General features: G+C 44.9%; 21 protein-coding genes. 4 read left to right on the top strand and 17 right to left on the bottom strand.

The annotated features are described in order from the left end of the window. On the top strand, positions 1 to 327 hold a 327-nt coding region (locus tag LX99_RS23650), incomplete at its 5' end, for an ISAs1 family transposase (protein ID WP_109610486.1). A gap of 258 nt (positions 328 to 585) precedes the next feature. Here the strand turns inward: LX99_RS23650 and LX99_RS23645 are convergent. After that, positions 586 to 807, bottom strand: a complete 222-nt coding sequence (locus LX99_RS23645; RefSeq protein WP_109610484.1) for a hypothetical protein — start codon at positions 805 to 807, stop codon at positions 586 to 588. Between the two features lie 149 nt (positions 808 to 956). Next, positions 957 to 3,665, bottom strand: a complete 2,709-nt coding sequence (locus LX99_RS23640; RefSeq protein WP_170122781.1) for an ATP-binding protein — start codon at positions 3,663 to 3,665, stop codon at positions 957 to 959. A 386-nt stretch (positions 3,666 to 4,051) separates the two neighbouring features. Here LX99_RS23640 and LX99_RS23635 point away from each other — a divergent pair, with 386 nt between their 5' ends. The 3 genes from LX99_RS23635 (at position 4,052) to LX99_RS23625 (ending at position 6,133) form a co-directional block, all read left to right on the top strand. Then, positions 4,052 to 4,858 carry a shikimate dehydrogenase family protein gene (locus tag LX99_RS23635; protein WP_022832738.1) on the top strand — a complete coding sequence of 269 codons (807 nt, stop codon included), beginning with the start codon at positions 4,052 to 4,054 and terminating at the stop codon, positions 4,856 to 4,858. Further along, positions 4,855 to 5,436, top strand: coding sequence for a gliding motility lipoprotein GldD (gldD, locus tag LX99_RS23630; protein WP_109610481.1), 582 nt, complete (start codon positions 4,855 to 4,857; stop codon positions 5,434 to 5,436). Before LX99_RS23635 ends, gldD begins: the two co-directional genes overlap by 4 nt. 136 nt (positions 5,437 to 5,572) lie before the next feature. Beyond that, positions 5,573 to 6,133, top strand: coding sequence for a hypothetical protein (locus LX99_RS23625; protein ID WP_109610478.1), 561 nt, complete (start codon positions 5,573 to 5,575; stop codon positions 6,131 to 6,133). A 43-nt stretch (positions 6,134 to 6,176) separates the two neighbouring features. Here the strand turns inward: LX99_RS23625 and LX99_RS23620 are convergent, their stop codons facing one another. From LX99_RS23620 to LX99_RS23550, 15 genes are all read right to left on the bottom strand, one after another. After that, positions 6,177 to 6,725 carry a dihydrofolate reductase family protein gene (locus LX99_RS23620; protein ID WP_109610475.1) on the bottom strand — a complete coding sequence of 183 codons (549 nt, stop codon included), beginning with the start codon at positions 6,723 to 6,725 and terminating at the stop codon, positions 6,177 to 6,179. Between the two features lie 4 nt (positions 6,726 to 6,729). Next, positions 6,730 to 8,121 carry a LutB/LldF family L-lactate oxidation iron-sulfur protein gene (locus tag LX99_RS23615; RefSeq protein WP_109610473.1) on the bottom strand — a complete coding sequence of 464 codons (1,392 nt, stop codon included), beginning with the start codon at positions 8,119 to 8,121 and terminating at the stop codon, positions 6,730 to 6,732. A gap of 371 nt (positions 8,122 to 8,492) precedes the next feature. Beyond that, complete coding sequence (locus LX99_RS23610) at positions 8,493 to 10,058, bottom strand: M28 family peptidase (RefSeq protein ID WP_109610261.1); 1,566 nt, start codon at positions 10,056 to 10,058, stop codon at positions 8,493 to 8,495. 184 nt (positions 10,059 to 10,242) lie between these two features. Beyond that, positions 10,243 to 10,680 carry a ribose 5-phosphate isomerase B gene (gene rpiB / locus LX99_RS23605; RefSeq protein ID WP_022829521.1) on the bottom strand — a complete coding sequence of 146 codons (438 nt, stop codon included), beginning with the start codon at positions 10,678 to 10,680 and terminating at the stop codon, positions 10,243 to 10,245. Positions 10,681 to 10,836: 156 nt separating this feature from the next. After that, positions 10,837 to 11,703 (bottom strand): twin-arginine translocase subunit TatC, encoded by an 867-nt coding sequence (gene tatC / locus LX99_RS23600; RefSeq protein WP_022829522.1) that lies wholly within the window; start codon positions 11,701 to 11,703, stop codon positions 10,837 to 10,839. A gap of 76 nt (positions 11,704 to 11,779) precedes the next feature. Next, positions 11,780 to 13,114 (bottom strand): acetyl-CoA carboxylase biotin carboxylase subunit, encoded by a 1,335-nt coding sequence (gene accC, locus LX99_RS23595; RefSeq protein ID WP_109610258.1) that lies wholly within the window; start codon positions 13,112 to 13,114, stop codon positions 11,780 to 11,782. A 149-nt stretch (positions 13,115 to 13,263) separates the two neighbouring features. After that, positions 13,264 to 13,737, bottom strand: a complete 474-nt coding sequence (gene accB, locus LX99_RS23590; RefSeq protein ID WP_022832151.1) for an acetyl-CoA carboxylase biotin carboxyl carrier protein — start codon at positions 13,735 to 13,737, stop codon at positions 13,264 to 13,266. Between the two features lie 242 nt (positions 13,738 to 13,979). After that, the gene (locus tag LX99_RS23585) at positions 13,980 to 14,969 is read right to left on the bottom strand and encodes a beta-ketoacyl-ACP synthase III (RefSeq protein WP_109610256.1); all 990 of its coding nucleotides are present in this window, start codon (positions 14,967 to 14,969) and stop codon (positions 13,980 to 13,982) included. 10 nt (positions 14,970 to 14,979) lie between these two features. Beyond that, on the bottom strand, positions 14,980 to 15,918 hold the full coding sequence (gene plsX, locus LX99_RS23580) for a phosphate acyltransferase PlsX (protein ID WP_022832150.1): 939 nt from the start codon (positions 15,916 to 15,918) through the stop codon (positions 14,980 to 14,982). Positions 15,919 to 15,934: 16 nt separating this feature from the next. Beyond that, entirely contained in the window at positions 15,935 to 16,126 is a 192-nt protein-coding gene (rpmF, locus tag LX99_RS23575; protein ID WP_109610255.1) for a 50S ribosomal protein L32, read from the bottom strand. A 15-nt stretch (positions 16,127 to 16,141) separates the two neighbouring features. Further along, positions 16,142 to 16,663, bottom strand: coding sequence for a YceD family protein (locus LX99_RS23570; RefSeq protein ID WP_022832148.1), 522 nt, complete (start codon positions 16,661 to 16,663; stop codon positions 16,142 to 16,144). 160 nt (positions 16,664 to 16,823) lie between these two features. Then, positions 16,824 to 18,476, bottom strand: coding sequence for a S8 family serine peptidase (locus LX99_RS23565; protein WP_109610253.1), 1,653 nt, complete (start codon positions 18,474 to 18,476; stop codon positions 16,824 to 16,826). 199 nt (positions 18,477 to 18,675) lie between these two features. Next, positions 18,676 to 19,749, bottom strand: coding sequence for a peptide chain release factor 1 (prfA, locus tag LX99_RS23560; RefSeq protein WP_109610251.1), 1,074 nt, complete (start codon positions 19,747 to 19,749; stop codon positions 18,676 to 18,678). Between the two features lie 221 nt (positions 19,750 to 19,970). Beyond that, a complete protein-coding gene (locus tag LX99_RS23555; protein WP_109610249.1) occupies positions 19,971 to 20,756 on the bottom strand; it encodes a UDP-2,3-diacylglucosamine diphosphatase in 786 nt (261 codons plus the stop codon). A gap of 318 nt (positions 20,757 to 21,074) precedes the next feature. After that, on the bottom strand, positions 21,075 to 22,658 hold the full coding sequence (locus LX99_RS23550; protein WP_109610247.1) for an arylsulfatase: 1,584 nt from the start codon (positions 22,656 to 22,658) through the stop codon (positions 21,075 to 21,077). Positions 22,659 to 22,661 lie beyond the last annotated feature (3 nt).

Raw genomic sequence — 22,661 nt, 5'->3', positions numbered from 1 at the left:
TGCCAACGAACCGATAAGCAGAGCGGAAAGCAATCGGAAGAAACCAGGTATTACATCAGCTCGCTTCCGGCAACGCCCTCAGTTATCGCCCGTGCCGTCAGAAGTCATTGGGCTATCGAAAATAACCTCCATTGGTCGCTTGACGTTGTTTTTAAAGAAGATGCATCTTTAAAAAAGAAAGGAAATGCCGCCCAAAACTATCATATCATCGCCAAAATGGCCCTAACTATGATCGAAAGGGAAACATCATCCAAAGCCAGCAAGCCACAAAAACGTAGACGGGCAGCTTTGGATGATGAATACAGAAGCTTGCTTTTAGCTGGATAAGGTTAAAAGCGATTTCCCTGTGCATCAATCACCTCACATCTGATATCTACCGGTTTTCAACTATAAACAGTTACTATTTCTTTATTCCCGGCTAATGGTAGGTACATTTGCCGATAACGCCTCAAAATAAAACAACAAAGCCGGTCCCAAGGTAAGCGAACCGGCAATGCACAATTAAAATCGGGCCTGTTTTTTAGGTTTAGGTTGAGTGGCCGATCTAATTGTTATCCTAATTAAGAAAAAACGGTGACTAATTAATTATGAACGCTTGTAAAAGCGGTTCTGGCATTTGGAACAATAGTAGCGTTTAAGCTTAAGCCATGGCAACAGGTATTTAACAACACGACCGCGTTTTATCCTGTCGCAAAACTTACTGTTACATTTAGGGCAGATCGCTACGGCTACCTTCCCTATAGTGGGTATGGTATCGCCGTCATTTCGCGAACCTTCGGGTTCATCACTATTAAAAATCAGGGTCATTATTCACGGGGATTGTATCTAACAAAAATGCCTTGAATCAACCAAACAAAACTGCCATTAACCTTGAAGAAACCGCCATCGGCATTAACAAAACAGCCAATTAGCATAAAAGGCAAAAAACAAAACTTAAACGCATGCGTTTAAAAGCTTTAAAGCAAATCGTTTACATCCCGCCCGTACTGTTCTTTAAATAATTTGCTGAAGTAAGACGGCGTATCAAAACCGGCAATGTACGATACTTCGGCCAGGGTACGGTATTTCCCGCTTTCAATAGCTTCGCGGGCTATCTGCAAACGGATGGCACGGATATATTTGTTGGGAGTAAGCCCCGTGAGCGTTTTTATACGGCGGAATAACTGGCGTTCGCTGATGTTTAGTTCATAACCCAGTTCGGCAAGGGTAAAATCGGTTTTACCAATATGTTTCCTTACAACCGCTTCCAGTTCCCAAAGCCAGGCCATATCAGCGGGCGAAAGTGTGGACTCTGCTTCATTGGTTTGAGATTTGGGTGCCGGAGCTGCTGTCATTTCCCCGGCCTCTTCCTGGTTGATTTTGTTACGGTAACTCGCGTTGCTAATCAGGTTTGCAACCCGGGCAAGTAATTCTGTACTTAAAAAGGGTTTGGTAACGTAGTCATCAACACCAATATGCAACGCTTTTAACTTATCGCGCTGATGCGCAAGGGCGGTAAGCATAATTACAGGTATATTGTAATATGTACTGCTTTGCTTCAGGGTTTCGAGCAGGGTAAAGCCATCCATTTCGGGCATCATTACATCTGATATAATCAGGTTTGGCAACACCATTAGCTCCTGCAGCTTATTCAACGCCTCCCGGCCATTATTTACGATAATTAAATTGTAATGTGGCTTTAGCACCGCGGCTATATAGGCGGCCATTTCGTGGTGGTCTTCAACCAGCATTACGATGGGCGCATTTTCATCAAGCGCTGTATCAACCGGCAACAGCACTTCACCATCCGCGGAAGGCAGGCCTTCCTCCCCTTCCGGCATTTGAGCGATAGCGAAAGGAATACTTATTTTAAAAGCAATGCCTTTACCCCAATTATCATCAACAACAACATGTCCTCCCATTAATTCGGTAAATTCGCGTACAAGGGCCAAACCAATGCCTGTACCCCCTTCCGAGGGGGCATCTTCGGCTTTGCCCTGGTAATAACGGTCAAAAATATGGGGCAGGTCATCCGGGTGGATCCCTTTACCACTGTTTGATACGCTAAATTCTAACCGGTTGGCCTCTGTAGCAGCCGTTACGGTAATAACACCGGCGTATGGTGTAAACTTAAGGGCGTTGCCAATTAAATTATTAACTATTTTCTCAAATTTTTCCTCATCGAGCGATACAAAAAGTGTAGGCGCCACCGAGTTGATTAAACGATAATCAATTTCCTTGTAACCGGCGGCCGACACAAACGCCTGGTAAAGCGCTTTAATAAATGAGGCAAGGGCAACCGGCTTCAATTTCAATTCCAAATTGCCCGATTCGAGTTTGCTGAGGTCCAGCAATTCGTTAACCATATTGAGCAGTTTTTTACTGTTGCGCGATATGGTGAGCAGCATGTTTTGCTGTTCGTGATCTGCCGTATTGAGGGTTAACAACTGATCTGCCGGCCCCATAATCAGCGTTAATGGCGTACGCAACTCATGACTGATATTGGCAAAAAAACGGGTTTTCAGCGCGTCGAGTTTTTCCAGCTGCCGGTGCTCTTCGGCAAGGCGGGCCGCTTCCTTTCTTTTCTTCACAATAAACCACCGGTAACCAATTGCCGAAGCAATAATTACAATAACGGCCAGCGCTATCAGAAAGTTACGTTGTACTTTTACCAGCCTGGTTTGGCCCGCAGCTACCAGCAGGCGTCTATCGGCGCGGTATTTTTTATCCAGCTCATCGGCATCCCGCGCCTGATCAATAGCGTTGATGCTATCCTTAAGCCTGTGATATAAATTAGTGTATTTAAACGCGTTTTTATAATCGCCCAGGCCCTCATAGGCATCTGTTAAATGGTTGTAGATGTTTTTCTGGATGGTAAGGTTACTCTGTTCTTCCGGCTGGATTGCAACGGCCTCCTCTCCATACAGCACGGCTTTTTTAAACTCATGATGGTCAACATATAGGGTGATGAGTTCGTTAAGATTATGTTTCTGGAGTGTTTTAAAATCGCCTTTGCGGGATAAGGCTAACGATTGGTTCAGGATTTTCTCTGCCCGCGCATCCTCGTGGGCCATCATGTAAAGCCGGCCAAGGTTACCCTGGTAACGGGCAATACTGAAATCTGACAGGAAGTGCCTGTATTTTTCATCAAGCACCTGCTCCATCAGCCTTGTAGACCTGGCAAGGTTAGCCGGTGTAGCCATGCCGTGCCCTGAAAGGATGTTGGAGATATTGCTCAGGGCAAATATGTAGGCTGCCGTGTCTTTAAGGCTTTGGGCGTCTTTAGCAGCCTGCTCTGCATAAAGTAAAGCCTGTTTAGGCTTATCTATCGATCGGTAAATATCAGCAATGCAGGAGCGACAGTCAATGCTCAGGCCCTTCCATCCCCGATTATCGCATTCTTTTAATATTTTGAAAGCAACATTCAGCGCCTCAACTGTCTTTGCTTCGCGGCTAAGCATGTAAGCCACCATAATGGGAGCTTTTTCGTGCGTAACCGAATCGGCAGGGGTAGCCAGTCTGGTAGCTTCGCGGCCAAAAATGAGGGCATCGCGCTCATTGCCTATGCCGTAAGCCTGGTAGGCCCTGGCTAATAACACCCTTGCCTCAAAGGCAACATCCTTATTTTTCCGTGCCGAATCAACCAGGTGTTTGGCAAGCATAGCCGCTGAGTCCTGGTTTTTCATTCCCTTCAGCTTTTTAAGCACCGGTTCTTTTACAGGTTTACTTGTTTTTTGCGCGAGTGCGCTTAAAAGGCAGCATATTAAAAGGCAGCACAAAACGATCCTTTTTACAGGATAAGCGGAATAGAAATTAACAGGGGTCATTATTGCTGCCCAAATTACAATTTTAAGGATGCTTTGAATTGCTTAATTTGAAAAAAATCCCGTTTGATTGGAGTTAAAAAAATGAATAAAGGAAATTTAAACAGAGAACAGCCGGTTAGCGGCATTTAATCAAAATTTTCATTTAACCAGGCCCGGCTTCGGATGATACAGGTACCTTAAAACAAGATGCCGTTGTACTGCTATAATTGATTACTTTAGCGCATTGCATCGATATAAAATTGATAATGAAACATTACGGACTAATAGGCTATCCGCTCTCGCATTCGTTTTCGAAAAAGTTTTTTACCGAAAAGTTTAAAGCCGAAGGTATTACGGATTGCCACTACGACTTGTACCCGATAGAACATATTAAGGATTTGCAGGACTTGCTGGATGAGCATCCCGACATTAAAGGCCTCAATGTTACCATCCCCCATAAAATAAATGTGTTGCCTTACCTTGACTGGATTGAACACGACGCCCGTACCGCAGGTGCAGTAAACTGTATCCGCGTAACGGCCCAAAGCCCGATAGAGGCCGCTTTTTCGGGCGAAATAGGTGTAAAGGATCATGATTTCAGGCTGGAGGGCTATAATACCGACATTTATGGTTTTGAGCAATCATTAAAACCCCTGATAGGCGATGGCAATGACGATGCCCTGGTACTTGGCGATGGCGGGGCAGCCAAGGCTGTGAAATGTGTACTCGAAAATTTGGGGATCGCCTATAAGGTGGTCACGCGTAAGCCCACGCAGCATCACGATAATATCCTGTTTAAGGATTTGAAGCCGCACCATATTATGCACCACAAAATCATCATCAATACCACCCCGCTGGGAACCTATCCCAATGTGGAAGAATGCCCGCCTATTCCGTATGATTATATTGAAGAGGGCCATATATTGTACGATTTGATTTATAACCCTGAAGAAACCCTGTTTTTAAGAAAAGGTCGCCTGAGGGGAGCCGTTACTAAAAATGGGTACGAAATGCTGGTGCTGCAGGCCGAAAAATCATGGGAGATCTGGACCTCAAAAGAAAAGCATCCATGAAATATGCCGCTTTAGTAACGTTAGCTGTTTTGTTTTTTGCTTCATGCGGAGGAGATCACGATTACGCACCCAAGCCACGAGGGTTTTACCGCATCGTGTTCCCTAAAAAAGAGTACCAGGAATATACCGCCGGTTGCCCTTACACTTTTAGGTATCCTAAGTACGCGTTCATCGAGCCTGATAAAAAAGCTAATGCTAAACCTTGTTGGGTAAATATGCAGTTCCCGCAATTTAACGCAACTTTACATTTAAGCTATCAGCCGGTAAACTCAAAAAAAGATTTTAATGAACTGGTGGAAGATTCGCGCACCTTTGCGTTTAAACATACGGTAAAGGCGACATCTATTGATGAAGGGATTATTCATTACCCCGAGAAAAAGGTTTATGGCATTTACTACACCATTGATGGTAACGCGGCATCATCGGCACAGTTTTTCCTTACCGATAGTACCCATCATTATATCCGCGGAGCGCTGTATTTTAACAGCGAACCTCGACTGGATTCCATCCAACCGGTGCTAAACTTTATTAAACAGGATATGGCGGTGATGATTAAAAGTTTTAAATGGAAACAGTAAAAGCCTTTATTTAACCGCAACTGTTTTTTCATGATTTGTCGGATTGAATTTGAACAGGCGTTAAGATAATTCCTTCGTTTACAAACAGCCTGCTGCATTAGTTGTTATTCAATATGTAACAACAGTGCTCATCACCATGAAACTCATCAAACTCAATAAAATAGGCAGCGATCTCAGGTTGCATACTGAAAACCTTGCCCATGTAGGCTTCCGTAAAATATTCGACGGTATCGATCAGCTTAAAATAAAAAAAGGTGTTGATAAACTTGGCATCGATGGTTTTATTAACCAATGCGCCTGCCTGGCTGCAGGCTCAGGCGCTATGGCCGGCAGCGGCGGCATGTTTACGCTGGTTGCCGGGATCCCTTTTGATTTTATTAACCTCATTACCCAGCAATTCAGGGCTATTATGGGCATTATGTATTATTACCGCGGCACTTACGAGAATGGCTTTGAAGATTTTATGGCCCTCGTTGCAACTTCGGTAAAAGTGGAGGCTGGTGTAGCCATTACCCGGAGTATGATGGAGGGCATTGCCGAGCGGATGCTCATGATATTGGGTACCCGAACTGCCGAGCGCCTTGTACCTGTTGTGGGCGCTGTAATTGGCGGCACAGCCAATTACCTGTTCATTAAACGCATAGCAGCAAGGGTAAAAGAGATGCAAAAAGAATTTGTGGTGATAGCGATCGAATAAAACCTGCAGGCCCGTTCATACAAATGACAATCGTTTTGGTTAATTACATCCCTTCAAGCATACCCAAATCAAACTTAGGTTTCATGGCATACCGCAGCTGGATCAACCCGCTCGAAAATGTTTCGCTGCCAAGCAGCACCAGGTGTACCCGTTCGTTAATATCTGTAAAAAGCGATCTTCCTGCTCCTAAAATAATTGGATGAACTGATAATAAAAGTTCTGAAATAAGATGATGCTTAATAAATGCCGATACCAGGCCCGCGCCGCCAAAAAGCCAGATATTTTTTCCTTCCTGTTCCCTGATCTGCTCAACACGTTCCTTAAAATCAGCAGAACCGATAAACTCAACATTGTTGGCCGGGGATTGGTTGATGGTATCTGAAAACACGTACAGCTTTATCCCCGCAAACATAGCAGGATCGGTATTCATGATGAGCTCGTAGCTTTTACGGCCAGCAAAAATGGCATCGCTGGCGTTAAAAAACTCCGTTAACCCATAATCCTGGTCATTAAAACACCAGTCATACTCACCGTTTGGGCCTTCTATAAAGCCATCAAGGCTTACCGCGAGGTTCAGTATTACTTTACGCATAGCTTTAATCTTCCGGTTCGCGTTTGTGCATCTCCTGCCACTGTTTACTGAACGACTTATCGGCTATCTTAGGCATTTCGCGCAAATGCCCCCAGGTATGTTTAAAAAAGATCTTAAGCAGGAAGTTTTTCATGCCGCCACCAAAAAAGTCGGCTATACTGCGTTTCAGCATCCCTTTTTTCCAGATAGCCCAGCCCCAGCGTTCCTTGTTGGTTACCAGGTTTTCGTTAACCGCGTCGCGCCGGTTAAGCAGCAGCATTTTGTGGATATCTATTTTAACGGGGCATACCTCGGTACATTTGCCGCACAGGCTGGATGCATAACTGAGGTGTTTAAAATCTTCCATACCCTGCGTGTGCGGCGTAATGATGGAGCCTATCGGTCCGCTGTAGGTGGTAGCATAAGTATGCCCTCCTATATTCTTATAAATCGGGCAGCCGTTTAAACAAGCGCCGCAGCGGATGCAATACAAACCCTGGCGCTGATCTTTTTGAGCCAGCAGGTTAGTGCGGCCGTTATCCAGCAAAACCACATACATTTCTTCGGGTCCGTCAGTTTCGTTCTGCTTGCGTGGGCCGCTTAATATGGTATTATAAACCGTAAGGTTTTGCCCGGTGCCATGGGTTGACAGCATTGGCCAAAACAAATCAAGATCGGTAATTGAAGGGATAATTTTTTCGATGCCGACAATGGCAATGTGTATTTTAGGAAAGGTTGTGCACAAACGGGCGTTACCCTCGTTTTCGCTGATGGCGATGCTGCCGGTATCAGCCAGCAAAAAGTTAGCGCCGGTAATACCCACATCGGCCTGTACATATTTTTCGCGAAGCAATTCGCGGGCTTTTTGAGTTACCTGCTCGGGTGTGGCATCTGGCGGGGTGCCAAATTTTTCGTGGAAAAGTTTAGCTATGTCCTCTTTGCTCAGGTGCATGGCCGGCGTAACTATATGGTATGGCTTCTGGCCAAGCAGTTGTACAATGTATTCACCCAGGTCTGTCTCGAGCGATTCGATGTTATTGCTCTCCAAAAACTCATTCAAATGAATTTCTTCAGTAACCATCGACTTGGATTTCACCACGGTTTTTGCACCCGCTTTTTGAATGATGTTCAGGATCTCGCGCTGGGCCTCCTGCACATCATTGGCCCAGATCACCTTGCCGCCCCGTTTTTGAAAATTGGCTTCAAACTCGGGAAGAAATTTATCCAGGTTTTCCATCACCTTCCACTTAATCACATGCCCCTTCTTTTTGGCATTATCCAGATTAATAACACGCGACAAGCCGCGGGCTACGGCCGTATTGTACCGGTCGATATTAAAATTGATAATGCGGCGATGATCGGCATCAAAGGCTTTTTCCTCTGATTTTACCAGGAATTCTTCCGAGGTTACTCCCATATATGCGAAAATAGGGTTTTGTTTTTTTATTGTTTACTGAATGGTTGATTATGTTGATTGAGTGGGTAGTTTTTGTTTAGGAACATCTGGATGAGGAGATGGTTTTAACAGCTCTTAAACAAAAAACAATCTGCCGCGGGTTTAGCGTAACCAGTAGTGTAAAATCATTGAAGTTTTCAACTTCAGTGATCAATGGGGTTAAGTTTTCAACTTAACCTGTTATTCCCACGGGTTACGCTGCGCTAAACCCACAGTAGATAGTAGCTATTATCTATAAACAGCAAAAGGCGCACATTGTGCACCTTTTCTGTTTTGTTATTGTAGTGAGATAACCATTCACCTAATCAACCCAATCAATCACCCACTAACAATTACTCTTTCCCCGCATTTCCGTCAACAACCGGGCGTTTATCGCGGTTGGCCAGTTCCCAACCTGTGTAAAATACCAATTGGGCACGTTTAGCTAACAGCGGAAAGTTAATTTTGCTTACTTCATCGCCCGGCTGGTGGTAATCGGCGTGTACACCGTTAAAGTAGAAGATGATGGGTACGCCGTGTTTGGCAAAGTTGTAATGATCGCTGCGGTAGTAAAAACGGTTAGGATCGTTAGGGTCATCGTACTTGTAATCCAATTTCAGCCTGGTGTACGTGTTATTGGCGTCTTCGCCTATCTGGTGCAGCTCTTTGCTCAGCATTGCCGAGCCAATAGGGTATACATAATTAGCAGAATCGGGCTTGCCAATGTATTCTTCACCCACGCGGCCAATCATATCGATATTTAAATCGGTAATGGTATTGGCCAGCGGGAACACAGGATGATCTGAATAATACTCAGAACCCAATAACCCTTTTTCCTCACCAACATTGCCTAAAAACAGGATGCTGCGGCGCGGACCGTGACCATCTTTTTTTGCTTTAGAGAAGGCCCTGGCAATTTCAAGGATACCGGTTGTGCCCGAACCATCATCGTCGGCGCCGTTATTTACTTTATCTTTTGCTTTTTCATCCTGCACCAGGCCGATATGATCGTAGTGAGCGGAGAAAATCAATACTTCATCTTTCAGGTCGGTACCCGGCATGTAGCCTAATACATCTACTGCTTTTACATCTTTTTTAACACTGGCGTAGTTAATCACCACATCGTTTTTAATAACCGATGCAGGAACTACCCCGGCGGCGGCAGCTGATTTTAAATCGGTATAAGTTTTACCGGTTGGCTTTACCAGCTCATCGGCAACAGCCAGGGTAATGTTAATAACAGGAGCATCAGGATTTGCAGGTTTGCTGCCTTCTTCTTTGATAGTTAACCGCGGACTGGTGATGCTTTTACCAAAACGGCTAAGCACTGTAGCAATACCCGGGTTGGCAGCCAATATGATGGCAGGCTTTTTAGCCTGTAACGCCTTAACTATTTTGGTGCGTGCTGCAGTCATGCGGTAACTGGTGTTTGGCGTGGCGCCTGCTACCGGTTTATCTTCGTTTATCCAAAGTACAATTTTACCCGCAAGGTCAGTAGTACCTATTTCTTCTTCGGTGCCGTAGCCAACAAACACAATGTCATTTACCGATGTGCTTTTATCCGCTAACGAGCCGCCAAAATAAAAGTCGGCACCAAACTGAAAAGCTTTGCCGTTAACGGTAAACGCGTTAACTTTTAACCCGTTTTCGGTAAGCGGCACATCAAAAAAGTACGACCCCTTAACAGGGCCCTGCAAGCCTAACTTTTTGAACTCGCCTGCTATATAGTTGGCAGCTCTTTCGGCGCCGGGCTTTCCTGTTTCGCGGCCTTCAAAGGCATCAGAAGCGAGGATACTTAAGTGTTTTTTTGCATCCTCGGCAGTAATTAACCCGGCATATTTCATAGCCGTTTTGTTTTGCTGTGCACAGGCCGCCGTAGCCGATGCCAGCGCGAGGATCAATAAGGGTAATTTATTCATTCTTTTAGTTAATAGTTTTTTTAAGGTAAAAGCTGAAAGGCTAAGGGCGAAAGGTAGCTGCGACTTAAGGTTAAAACTGAAAGGATAAAGGTAAAAGGGAGCTGCATTATCATATTAAAACGGGAACAACCTTTTACCTTTCGCCTTTATCCTTTTGCCTTTTACTTTATCCTTTCACCTCAAATCACGCGCACGCAATTTTCCCTATCCGGGTATCATGTCTGCCGCCTTCAAATTCGGTATTTAAAAATGTATTCACTATCGCCTTTGCTTCTTCGGGGGTAACAAAGCGGGCCGGTATGCAAACTATATTGGCGTTGTTATGGCTTCGCGCCAGTACTGCTATCTCTTCCTTCCAGCAAATGGCTGCGCGGATGCCCTGGTGTTTGTTAGCTGTTATGGCTACGCCGTTAGCTGCACCGCAAATCAGAATACCCAGATTACAATCGCCACTCTCCACAGCCCCGGCTACAGGGTGCGCAAAATCCGGATAGTCAACTGATTCGGCCGAGTAAGTGCCGAAGTCCTTCACCTCGACTGATGACAGTTCCTCTATTAAAATTTGCTTATAATCAAACCCCGCGTGGTCTGAACCGATAGCAATCTTAAGTCCTTCTTTCATTTTTTCAAAAATATAACGTTTTACTGTTTTTCAAAGGTAACTAAGTTGTTATAAAAAGGTTAAACAGCAGCAGAAAATGTGCGTATCTCACCTGTTTATCACCACAAGAAAAAAAACCTGAGTTTAAGATGGAAGGGCTGATTTAAAAAGGGCGGTTTAAGCCTTATTCAATTCCTGCTCTTTTTTGATCCTGCGTTTTTCAACAAGGCCGGCAACTATAATACTTACCTCATATAAGACAAACAACGGGATACTTACCACGGTCATGGTCAGCATATCCGGCGTTGGGGTTACCACCGCGGCGATAATCAGGATCACTACAATGGCATAACGGCGGGTCTCTTTCATGAATTTAGGGGTCATGACGCCGAGGTTGGCCAATATGTAAACGATAATAGGCAATTGAAACACTACACCGGTGGCAAGGGTTAAAGTAGCTACTGATGAAATATAAGAATCAACATCGAACAGGTTTTGAATAGCAGAACTTACAGTAAAACCTGAAAGAAAGTTGATAGACATTGGCGTGATCACAAAATAACCAAATAAAACACCTGTAAAGAAAAGTAAACAGGCATAAAATACGAAGCCGGTAGCGGCTTTGCGCTCCGCGTCATGAAGAGCAGGCTTGATAAAGCGCCAAATCTCCCATATAAGGTAAGGTATCCCCATAGTGATACCAATAATTAATGCGGAATTGATTTCGAGCGTAAACTGACCCGCCATTTCAGTATTGATCAGCTTAACGTGTACATTGTTTATGCAAAAACCATCGCGATGCAATGCCGCGCCAATTTTGCATAACATACGGTAAGTCCAGAAGGTAGACTTACTCGGGCCCATGATAATGGTATCAAAGATCCAATCGTAGTAATAAAAAACAACAGAGGTAAATATTACAATGGCTACCGAAGCACGTACCAGGTGCCATCTTAAAGCTTCAAGGTGATCAAAGAACGACATTTCCGCCTCTAACGTTTTCCCTTTATCTTTTATGGCCTTGATGATCTTGTTTTCGCTCATTGTAATAAATACCGCTGTATAAACGCTATTGCGCTAATTACGTTTTTTTATATGAAGATAGTTTGAATTTGATATTTTAAATTTCAAACGTTTCCATAAACTTGGTGGTAAAGTTACCCGCACGGAAGTTAGGATCCTTCAATAATTTTAAATGGAATGGAATAGTGGTTTTGATACCTTCTATCACAAACTCGCTCAGGGCGCGCTCCATGGTGCTTAAAGCTTCATCGCGGGTTTGAGCCACGCAAATTACCTTGGCAATCATCGAATCGTAGTTTGGCGGGATAATATAGCCCGAATACACGTGTGTATCTATACGTACGCCATGGCCACCCGGCGAGTGAAAATTGGTAATTTTACCAGGCGAGGGGCGAAAGCCGTTAAACGGATCTTCGGCATTGATGCGGCACTCAATGGCGTGCATGGTTGGCTCGTAATTTTTACCTGATATCGGGATGCCCGCGGCAACCTTGATCTGTTCTTTGATCAAATCGAAGTTAATCACTTCTTCGGTAACCGGGTGCTCCACCTGGATACGGGTGTTCATCTCCATAAAGTAGAAGTTACGGTCTTTATCAACCAAAAATTCTACAGTACCCGCACCTTCATAATTAACGGCTTTAGCGCCTTTAATAGCGGCCTCACCCATTTTTTTACGAAGTTTTTCGGTCATGAAGGGCGAAGGCGCTTCCTCAACCAGCTTCTGGTGACGGCGCTGGATAGAGCAATCGCGCTCAGAAAGGTGGCAAACTTTACCAAACTGGTCGCCCACCACCTGGATCTCGATATGGCGTGGATCCTGAACATATTTTTCAAGATACAGGCCATCGTTACCGAAAGCCGCGCCAGACTCGGCACGTGCCGAATCCCAGGCGTTTTCAAACTCTTCGTCTTTCCAAACAATACGCATACCACGGCCACCGCCACCGGCAGTAGCTTTTAATATCACAGGATAGCCAATTTTGTTGGCGATAGAGATACCCTGCTTAACATCGGTTAACAAACCTTCCGAACCGGGAACGATAGGCACACCAGCCTTTTTCATCGTATCTTTAGCCGAAGCCTTATCCCCCATCTGGTTGATCTGCTCGGCGGTAGCGCCGATAAACTTGATACCATACTCGGCACAGATAGCCGAAAACTTGGCGTTTTCAGAAAGGAAGCCATAACCTGGGTGGATCGCATCCGCGTTGGTTAATTCGGCAGCCGAGATGATGTTAGGGATATTTAAGTATGAATCGCGGCTTGGCGGCGGACCGATACAAACAGCTTCATCGGCAAAGCGCACATGAAGGCTATCACGATCGGCGGTTGAATATACAGCTACCGTTTTAATACCCATCTCTTTACAGGTACGGATAACACGAAGGGCAATCTCGCCACGGTTAGCTATTAGTATTTTTTTAAACATGGTTTTTCTTTAATGTGCAAATTACAGATGTGCAAATATGCAGATGAAAAAACGAATATGATAAATTCAATGAACAGGGCAAATTATCAATATGCAGATGACTTATCGCATTCATCTGCACATTGATAATCTGCACATCCGCACATCAATTAAACTGGTTCTACTAAAAACAGTGGTTGATCGTACTCAACAGGTGAGGCGTTGTCAACAAGTACTTTTACTACGCGGCCCGAAACTTCCGATTCAATCTCGTTGAATAATTTCATGGCTTCGATGATACATACCACGCTGCCCGGCTTGATCTCGTCGCCGATATTTACAAACATAGGCTTATCCGGACCGGCCGAACGGTAAAAAGTACCAATCATTGGTGATTTTACGGTAATGTATTTCGATGTATCAGGAGCGGCCGGAGCTGCAGGCTCGGTTGGAGCAGGTGCAGGAGCGGCAGGTAACACAGGTGTAACCGGTTGGGTAACTGCCGGGATAGTTGCGTGTACTACCGTAGGCTGAACCTCGTTGGTTTTTATTGTGATCTTAAAGTCTTTTTGCTCGATCGATACTTCATTTACGCCCGATTTTGAAACAAAGCGAATAAGGTCCTGAATTTGTTTAATATCCATGTTGAAGGATTAATTGGTTTTGGACAGTTTTATACCTAAATTATATATTAAATGTGCAGATATGCAAATGTGCAGATGTGCATATTATATGTTAATTAATTACTGGATCGAATTGCTGTTGTGATCCGGATTATACACTTCCTTGTAAACAGGTGCTTTTTACGGATGTTTTATTTTATGCTGCAAATGTACTTAAAAACTGAATTTGCACACCTGCACATCTAAAATCTGCACATCCGAAATTAATAAGCCCATTTCAAATATACCGAACCCCAGGTAAAGCCACCGCCAAAAGCTGCTAAAATAAGGTTATCGCCTTTTTTAAACTTGCTTTCCCATTCCCATAAGCAAAGCGGGATGGTACCGTTGGTGGTATTGCCGTAACGTTCAATATTAATGATCACCTTTTCGGGGCTGATGCCTGTGCGGTTGGCAGTAGCGTCAATAATGCGCTTATTGGCCTGGTGCGGTACCAGCCAGGCAACATCTTCGCCCGTAAGGTGGTTGCGCTCCATAACCTCGTGAGCCACATCGGCCATGTTGGTTACCGCAAATTTAAACACCGCCTGGCCTTCCTGGTAGGCAAAATGTTCGCCGGCATCAATGGTAGCATGGCTTGCAGGTTTTAATGAACCGCCGGCTTTAAGGTTAAGATACTGACCGCCCGCGCCATCGCTTTTCAGTATAGAGTCGATCAGGCCGTTACCTTCATCATTAGGCTCCAATAAAACGGCGCCGCAGCCATCGCCAAAAATAATGCAGGTGGCGCGATCTTTATAATTCACTATAGACGACATTTTATCGCCGCCCACAACCAGTACCTTTTTGTGCTTGCCGCTTTCAATAAACTGCGCGCCCGATGTTAAGCCGTAAAGAAACCCGGAGCAGGCTGCCTGCAAATCAAATCCCCAGGCGTTTTTAGCGCCAATTTTGTTGGCTAAAACGTTGGCCGTAGCCGGGAAAATCATATCGGGGGTGGTAGTACAGAAGATGATAAGATCGATCTCATCGGCACCGATACCGCGCTTCTTTAAAAGCTGGGTAACGGCCGGGACCGCCATATCAGATGTAGCAAGGCCTTCGCCTTTCAATATGCGTCGCTCTTTGATACCGGTACGGCTGGTAATCCATTCGTCGTTGGTATCAACCATTGTTTCCAGTTCCTGGTTGGTTAATACATAGTCGGGAACGTAACCATGTACAGCGGTAATAGCGGCATGAATTTTACTCATCTTTATAAAATTACTGGAATGCTTGTTTTATTTTATCCACAAGATTACTTTCTACCATGTTCCTTGATAGCAGTACCATGTTTTTAATGGCCTCGGGGCTCGAGATGCCGTGACCAACCACAACCGGCGCGTTTACGCCCAAAATAGGGCTGCCACCGTATTGCTCATAATTAAACCTGTCAAAAAACTCGTCTTTAAGCCCCTTTTTACGGGTGATAACGTAAAACGATTCTGCCAGCTTCAATATGATATTGCCTGTAAAACCATCGCATACATACACGTCGGTGCCTTCGCTAAACAGGTCGCGCCCCTCAACATTGCCTACAAAGTTAAACAACTTTGTTTCTTTCATTAAAGGGTAGGTAGCCTGGCAAAGTAAATTGCCTTTTTCTTCCTCTTCGCCAATATTGATAAGGGCAACCCTCGGGTTACTCATATCATAAACAGATTGAGCGAACAAGCTGCCGAGCACACCGAACTGAACAAGCACATCGGGTTTACAATCGGCATTGGCACCTACATCCAACAAAATACCCAAACCTCCTTTAAGTTTGGGTACAATAGTTGTCATAGCCGGGCGTACAACACCCGGGATAGTTTTTACGCTGAACATAGAGCCAACAAGCATGGCACCTGTGTTTCCAGCTGATGAGAAAGCCTGGATCTGGTTATTTTTTAACAGCTGGAAACCAACTGAAATACTTGAATCAGGTTTCTGAACAATAGCTTTGGTTGGGTGCTCGCCCATGCCAATAACTTCGGTTGTGTGTACAAATTCGAAGTGGTCGGGGCTAACACCGTTTTCCTGAAGAATATTTACTGTAACTTCCTTATCGCCAATAAGTACCAGCTTCTGGTCGGCCGATAAAGCCTTATAAGCTTCGATAGCTCCTAAAACAGCTGCTTTGGGAGCGTAATCACCGCCCATAATGTCCAAGCCAATCTTCATTTTCAGAAAATTTAGCTTAGGCTACTGCTGCTTTCTCAATAAGTACTTTACCGTTGTAGTAAACGTTACCATCAACAGTATACGCGCGGTGAGGCAAGTGTATTGCACCTGTAGTTTGGCAAGTAGTTAAAGATGGAGCTTCCGCTTTGTAATGAGTTCTGCGTTTATCTCTCCTTGATTTCGAAAATTTCCGCTTTGGATGTGGCATAATATCCTAAATTAATTATTTATTCATGTTCCTGAGCGCATCCCACCGTGGGTCTGTTTGCTCACTTTGTTCACCATTTGCTGATAAACTTTTCAGCTTATCAAGCATCTCCTGATCGCAGGTTGAGGTATTACCCTCGCCGCATATAGATATAAACGGCACTGCAACGTTAATATATTCATATATCAACCCGGCAACGTCAATCTCATGATCGTTTTTGCCCAGTGTTATAATCTCTTCATCCTCATCAATCTCTTCATCACTAAACTTGGCTATCTGCTGTTCGGTAATATCGAGCTGAATGGGTAATGCTTTCAAACACCTGTCGCAGGTGGTTTCAACTGTGCCATCTATCTTAAAATTCAGGATCAGCATAGTTTCCTGCTTATCCAGTTCAATTTCACAGTGCAGGGTTGCTTTTTTAACGAGCGAATATTCAAACCCGTCAAAAAAATCATCCTGTATGTCATACTCAAACAGGTGTTTCCCCAGTTTAAGCCCCGTAAAGGGAATCGAATATTTTTTAAGCGATTTCAATGAGCAACAATTAGCCCGCAAATGTAGGCAAAAATACCATAACTGAAAAGTGTTTTTTAATTTTGCCTTTTTTGAAGGATGAAAGGTTAAAGGCGAAAGGTAAAAGGTTGATAGTTAAGGAGATTATTCATTGCAAACAATCTCCTTAACAATCAACGAATTAGTTACCTGCAAGCTCCGGTTTCATTTTGGAGGCCAGTTGCAGCGCTTTATAAGCATTTACTATACCTCCTGTTTTTGAGAGTGTTGTAAAATTCACCTTTTCGGTTTTGCTGCCGGGCTTTAACACCACGGTAGTAGTAAGCGGTGTGGCCGAACCTAAAATAGCTTCCTTAAGCTGCCTGGCGCTCAGGTTAGGATAATATTCCAGTATTAAAGCGGCTATACCGGCCGTAATTGGCGATGCGAAACTGGTGCCATCTTCGGTAGCTGTTTCGGCGTCGGTGGTAATGGATGTTACCTTTACACCCGGCGCGAAAACATCCACGTTTTTTTTACCGTAGTTCGAAAAATCGCCCGCGAGGTTTTGCCCCTTTCTGGGGCCCGAGGCGCCTACGCTGATCACATTATCCGCATCCGTTGCCGATCCATCTAAAAAAGTATCGTTCGGGAACTCCGGTTCGGTGTCCATATCTTTATTGTCATTACCGGCAGCCATCACCAGTAAAACATTCTTTGATGCGGCGTATTTAAAAGCCGCGTCAACCCACTCCTTATGCGGGGAGATCTTTTTACCGAAGCTCATATTAACCACCCTCGCGCCGTTATCAACCGCGTAGCGAATGGCGTTGGCTATATCCTTATCGTATTCATCGCCGTTTGGTACCGCTTTAATGATCATGAGCTTAACATTATCTGCCACGCCATTAATGCCGTAGTTGTTGTTACGTACCGCGCCAATCAACCCGGCAACACCGGTTCCGTGGGCCGCATCGGCAAATTTCAGGATGTTGTTTCCGTAAGGTTTGCCATCCATCACATCCGGATCGTCGCCTACAATGCGTTTGCGGGAGGTCAGGTCGGGCGAGATATCGTTATTCAGTTTGGCCAGGTACTCGCTCAGGTCTTTAATGATCCTGGCATTGTCGGCGCCGGGCCCCTCCTGCATGAAAACCGATTCCCAAACATATTTGCTCTGGCTCAGGGTATCGTTGGCGGCTTTAACACGCACCAGGTCGGCCCTGGTAAAAGTACCGTTGGCCGGCAGGTTCAAACTGCGCTTAATATACCCGCTGGTAACCATCAAAGCGTTCATTACCGGCGAAAGCTGAGCAATCTCGGTATTGGCCTTATTCACTGTAGAATCGTGAACCGTTTTAACACGCAGCCAATACGCATATTCTTTCTTATTTTCAGCCGCCGCCGAATCGGTTATTATATCATATTTCCCTTTCAGCCTGTTGTATTCACGCACTTCCTCGGTAGTCTCGGTAAAATCTGCTTTACCATCCGGTCCGCCTAAAAAGTTCCAGCCGTGTATATCATCAATATAGCCGTTATGGTCATCATCAATGCCGTTGCCCGGAATTTCTTTGGTATTTACCCAAAGTACCGGCTTCAGGTCTTTTTGCAGGGTATCAGCACCGCTATCAATCGTAGCAACCACCACGGGCTTGCTCTTTTTTGCTTTCACAAACAGGTAGGCCTGCTTCAGGCTTACACCGTAGTAACCGGTCTCCTTTAAATCAAGCAGGTGCCATGCTTTTGGCGGGGCTGCTTCGGCTGCAGGCAATTGCTGCGCCAAGGCCGGATAGTTAAATAATAATACTGCTGATAAGGCTGCGCCGGTAACGTACTTGCAAAAATGGAACATGAACTTATTTTAATATTTAATTGTCTGAATCAGAATTTACAGAATTTTAGGATTAGCAGAATATTGTCTGAACCCCGATTTATAGAAATTGTGGATTTACAGAATGCCTGCCAATTCATAATTCTAATAATTCACGCAAATTCGGGTTTCAGACAAAAAGCAAAATAACTGCAAGTTTCTAATTCCAACTAACATCGGCTTACGCTACCGTACCTTCTTTCAGTTTCTCGGCATTCTCTGCAAATTGCAGCGATTCCAGTATTTCCTGCAAATCACCATTTAATACGCCGGGGAGGTTATAGATCGTTAAACCAATGCGGTGCTCGGTTAAACGGCCCTGCGGGTAGTTATAAGTACGTACCTTAGCCGATCGGTCGCCGGTTGATACCATGGTTTTGCGTTTTTTGGATGTCTCTTCAAGGTGCTTCTGCAATTCCATTTCGTACACCCTCGAACGCAATACCTGTAACGCCTTGTCGTAGTTTTTTAATTGCGATTTCTGGTCCTGGCATTGAGCTACTATACCTGTAGGGATGTGGGTTAACCTTACTGCCGAGTAGGTGGTGTTTACCGATTGCCCGCCCGGCCCTGAGGCACAGAAAAGATCCTTACGAATATCACTAACCTGCAAATCGATATCAAACTCGTCTACCTCCGGCAAAACCACTACCGATGCCGCTGAAGTATGCACACGGCCCTGGGTTTCGGTATCAGGCACGCGTTGTACCCGGTGTACGCCCGATTCGTATTTTAAAGTACCGTAAGCATCTTCGGCATTTACGTTAAACACAATCTCTTTGTAGCCGCCGCTGGTGCCTTCTGTGTAATCAACCAGCTCGGTACGCCAGCCGCGCTTTTCGCAATAGCGCATGTACATGCGGTACAGGTCGCCTGCAAAAAGTGCTGCCTCGTCGCCGCCGGTACCGCCGCGGATCTCGACGATAGCGTTTTTCGAATCTTCCGGATCTTTAGGGATCAGCATCAGGCGGATTTCTTCTTCCTTGGCATCCTGCTGGGTTAACAGTTCGTCAAGTTCCATTTTAGCCATTTCCCTAAACTCCTCGTCCTTTTCGGTAGCGAGGATGTTTTTGTTGGTATCGATATTGCTTAAAATATTGCGGTATATATAATACTGGTCAACAATTTTAGCCAAATCTTTATATTCCTTATTCAATTGGGCAAAACGTTTCATGTCCTGCATGGCATCCGGGCTGCTCAATTGGCCTTCAACATCTTTCCAGCGGTCGTATATCAGCTCTAATTTATCTAACATAATAGTAAAAATATAAATGCAGCTAAGCTGTTGATATCTAACCTGCTTATCAAAAACTTAACGTTTCGGGGCGGTTTACAAACCTGCTGCAAAAAAGTGTGTAAAGGTACGTAATTTTTAGTTTATAGTGGATAGATTGTTAGGTTCATAGTTGATGGTTCATAGATCATGGTTTAAGAAAGTTCCTGATAAGCTTGTCCCAAATTGACCCATCATGTGATCTATAAACCATGAACCATGATATACGAACCATTAACCGAAGCTTCAAAGTACTCCAGCTTCAGTTCGGTCCCGTCAAAAACGGCATAGCTAAAGTAATTAACCCATTCGCCAAGGTTAATATAGCGGCTTCCGGGTGTTAGCTGTACATCAAGCGGCAGGTGCCGGTGACCGAAAACCAGGTAATCGTAAAAATTGGTTCGCAGTTCTTCGCGGCAAAATTGCACCAGCCATTCCTGTTCGCCGGGTTTGGGGTTGTCTTTTTTCTCGTTGGTATCGCGGCTGTGCTGGCTCCAGTTATTCGCTATGCCTACGCCAAGGTTTGGGTGGATGCGCGCAAACAGCCACTGGCAAAACGGACTGCGAAAAAAATTTTTTAAGAGTTTATAAAAATTATCGCCCGGCCCAAGACCGTCGCCATGGTGAATAAAGAATTTTTTGCCGCCGCGTTCAATTTTCAGTTCGTTACTGATAATGGTTGCACCGAACTCCTTTTCAAAATAATCAAACATCCACATATCGTGGTTGCCTTTAAACATATAAATCTTTATCCCGGCATCACTTAACTCGGCCAGTTTGCCTAAAAAACGGATGTAGCCTTTGGGCACAACTGTTTTATACTCAAACCAGAAATCAAAAACATCACCTACCAGAAAAATTTCGGCGGCATCGTGCTTAATCATATCAAGCCAGCGTATAATCCGGTCTTCGCGTGTACGGCTGGCGGCGTAGCCGCCGGCGCCTAAATGAAAATCAGAGGCAAAATAAAGTTTATGGCGTACGGGCATAGGCGCAAAAGTACACTTTAAGCATCACACCAAAAAGGATAAACATTGTAACATAACCGGCTGCAAACAACGGATCAAGCAGAAAAGTTGGGGGGGGGATAATAGAACTTAAGCATATATTTCCATTAACCTAAACAGAAAGAATTCAACACATCTCACGCCGGATAAGTATAATATATCGACCACTGTCGGCCGATTTAACTTTGACACTGCCTATGCTTTAATCAAACCAATTACGAATACTAACTATATCGTTGAGAGTAGTCAATAAAAAAGTCCTTCTAATAAAGGCGATATAATGGTCATTAATAATTCAGGCTACAAATCCTTTATCCTTTCCCAATCAACTACACCTACTTTATCCGCCCAGGCCTTATGTTCTCTTTCAAGTTCAATAACTTTTGCGGGATATTTTGCAGCCAGATTATTCATTTCAGAACGGTCTGCTTCGAGATCGTATAGTTCCCAGGGCTGTTTCGGTTCTGCAACCAGTTTCCATTTGCCTTTACGGATGGCGCGGCTGCCCTCATGCTCCCAAAAAAGTGTGCGTTCCACGTTATTTTTCTTGCCTGTAAAAACGGGAATGAGGCTTTTACCTGCCAATGGCGTAAGTTCCCGGTTTTTAAACTGAGCCGGATAAGTTACCCCGGCCAGCTCCAAACAGGTAGGCATCAGATCGATCAGGTGCCCTACATTGCTGCCGGTACTTCCCGCTTTGATATGCCCCGGGTAGCAGGCAATCAGCGGTGTGGCTATCCCACCTTCGTGGGTGTTGCGCTTAAATAGTTTAAAAGGCGTGTTACTTAAATTGGCCCAGGGTATCTCGTAACTATCGATAGAATTTACTGAACCCGGCTCGCCGTTCTTCTGGATCACTGTTTTCAGGCTTCTTACCTCATCGGCACTTCCGCCGTTGTCGGATGCGAAAAGGATGATGGTGTTTTTATCTTTCCCCAGTTGTTTCAGTTTAGCCATAATTTCGCCTATGCAGGCATCCATGCGGTAAACCATGGCGGCGTAAATGGCCATGCGGGTATCCCATTTTTCTTTATCTTCTTCGGATAGAGAATCCCATGCCGGGGCACGTTTATCCCGGGAGGATAACGCCCAACTCTTTTTAATAATACCCAAGGCCACCTGCTTTTTATAACGCTGCTTGCGCAAGGCATCCCAGCCTTCCAGGTATTGTCCTTTAAACTTTGCAATATCTCCCGGCAGGGCCTGGATGGGCCAGTGCGGGGCGTTGTAGGCCACATACATCAAAAAAGGCTTTTGATCGTTTTTGATTTCTTCTAATGATTTGACAGCGAAATCTGTTATGGCTTGCGTTAGATATTTGGACGTATCGTTCCGGGTAATCTCCTGATCGTTCAGCATAAAGGTGATCTTACTGCCATCGTTATACAGCGGTGCCGAATTAAAATAACTGCTGCCGTTGTTGAGCATGGTGAACGATTTATCAAAACCACGATTATAAGCCAGCGCCGATTTTTGCAAACCCACATGCCATTTGCCCGATACGATGGTATTGTAACCGGCCTGCTCTTTCAGTAGTTCGGCAATAGTTGCGCTGTGCTCATTCAGGTAACCCTGGTAGGCCGGCGAGCCTTTATATTTTACCATATCGCCCAAGCCCGCCTGGTGCGGGTACAGCCCGGTTAGCAAGGCCGCGCGCGAGGGGCAGCACCTGCCCGCGTTATAAAACTGTGTCATTTTCAAGCCTTCGCGGGCGAGCCTGTCGATATTGGGTGTACTGATCTCCGAGCCATAGCAACCGATATCAGAAAAGCCCATATCGTCGGCCAGGATGACCACGATATTGGGCTTTGGTTGTGGGGCCTGCCCCAATACAGGCCCCGTGCAACATATGGCGATGATGATGTAGCCGATGTGTTTGAACATAAA

The sequence above is a fragment of the Mucilaginibacter oryzae genome (assembly GCF_003148845.1).
GTDB classification, from domain to species: domain Bacteria; phylum Bacteroidota; class Bacteroidia; order Sphingobacteriales; family Sphingobacteriaceae; genus Mucilaginibacter; species Mucilaginibacter oryzae.
The sequence above is the reverse complement of the archived record's forward strand: the minus strand, read 5'-3'. Positions and strand labels throughout refer to the sequence as shown.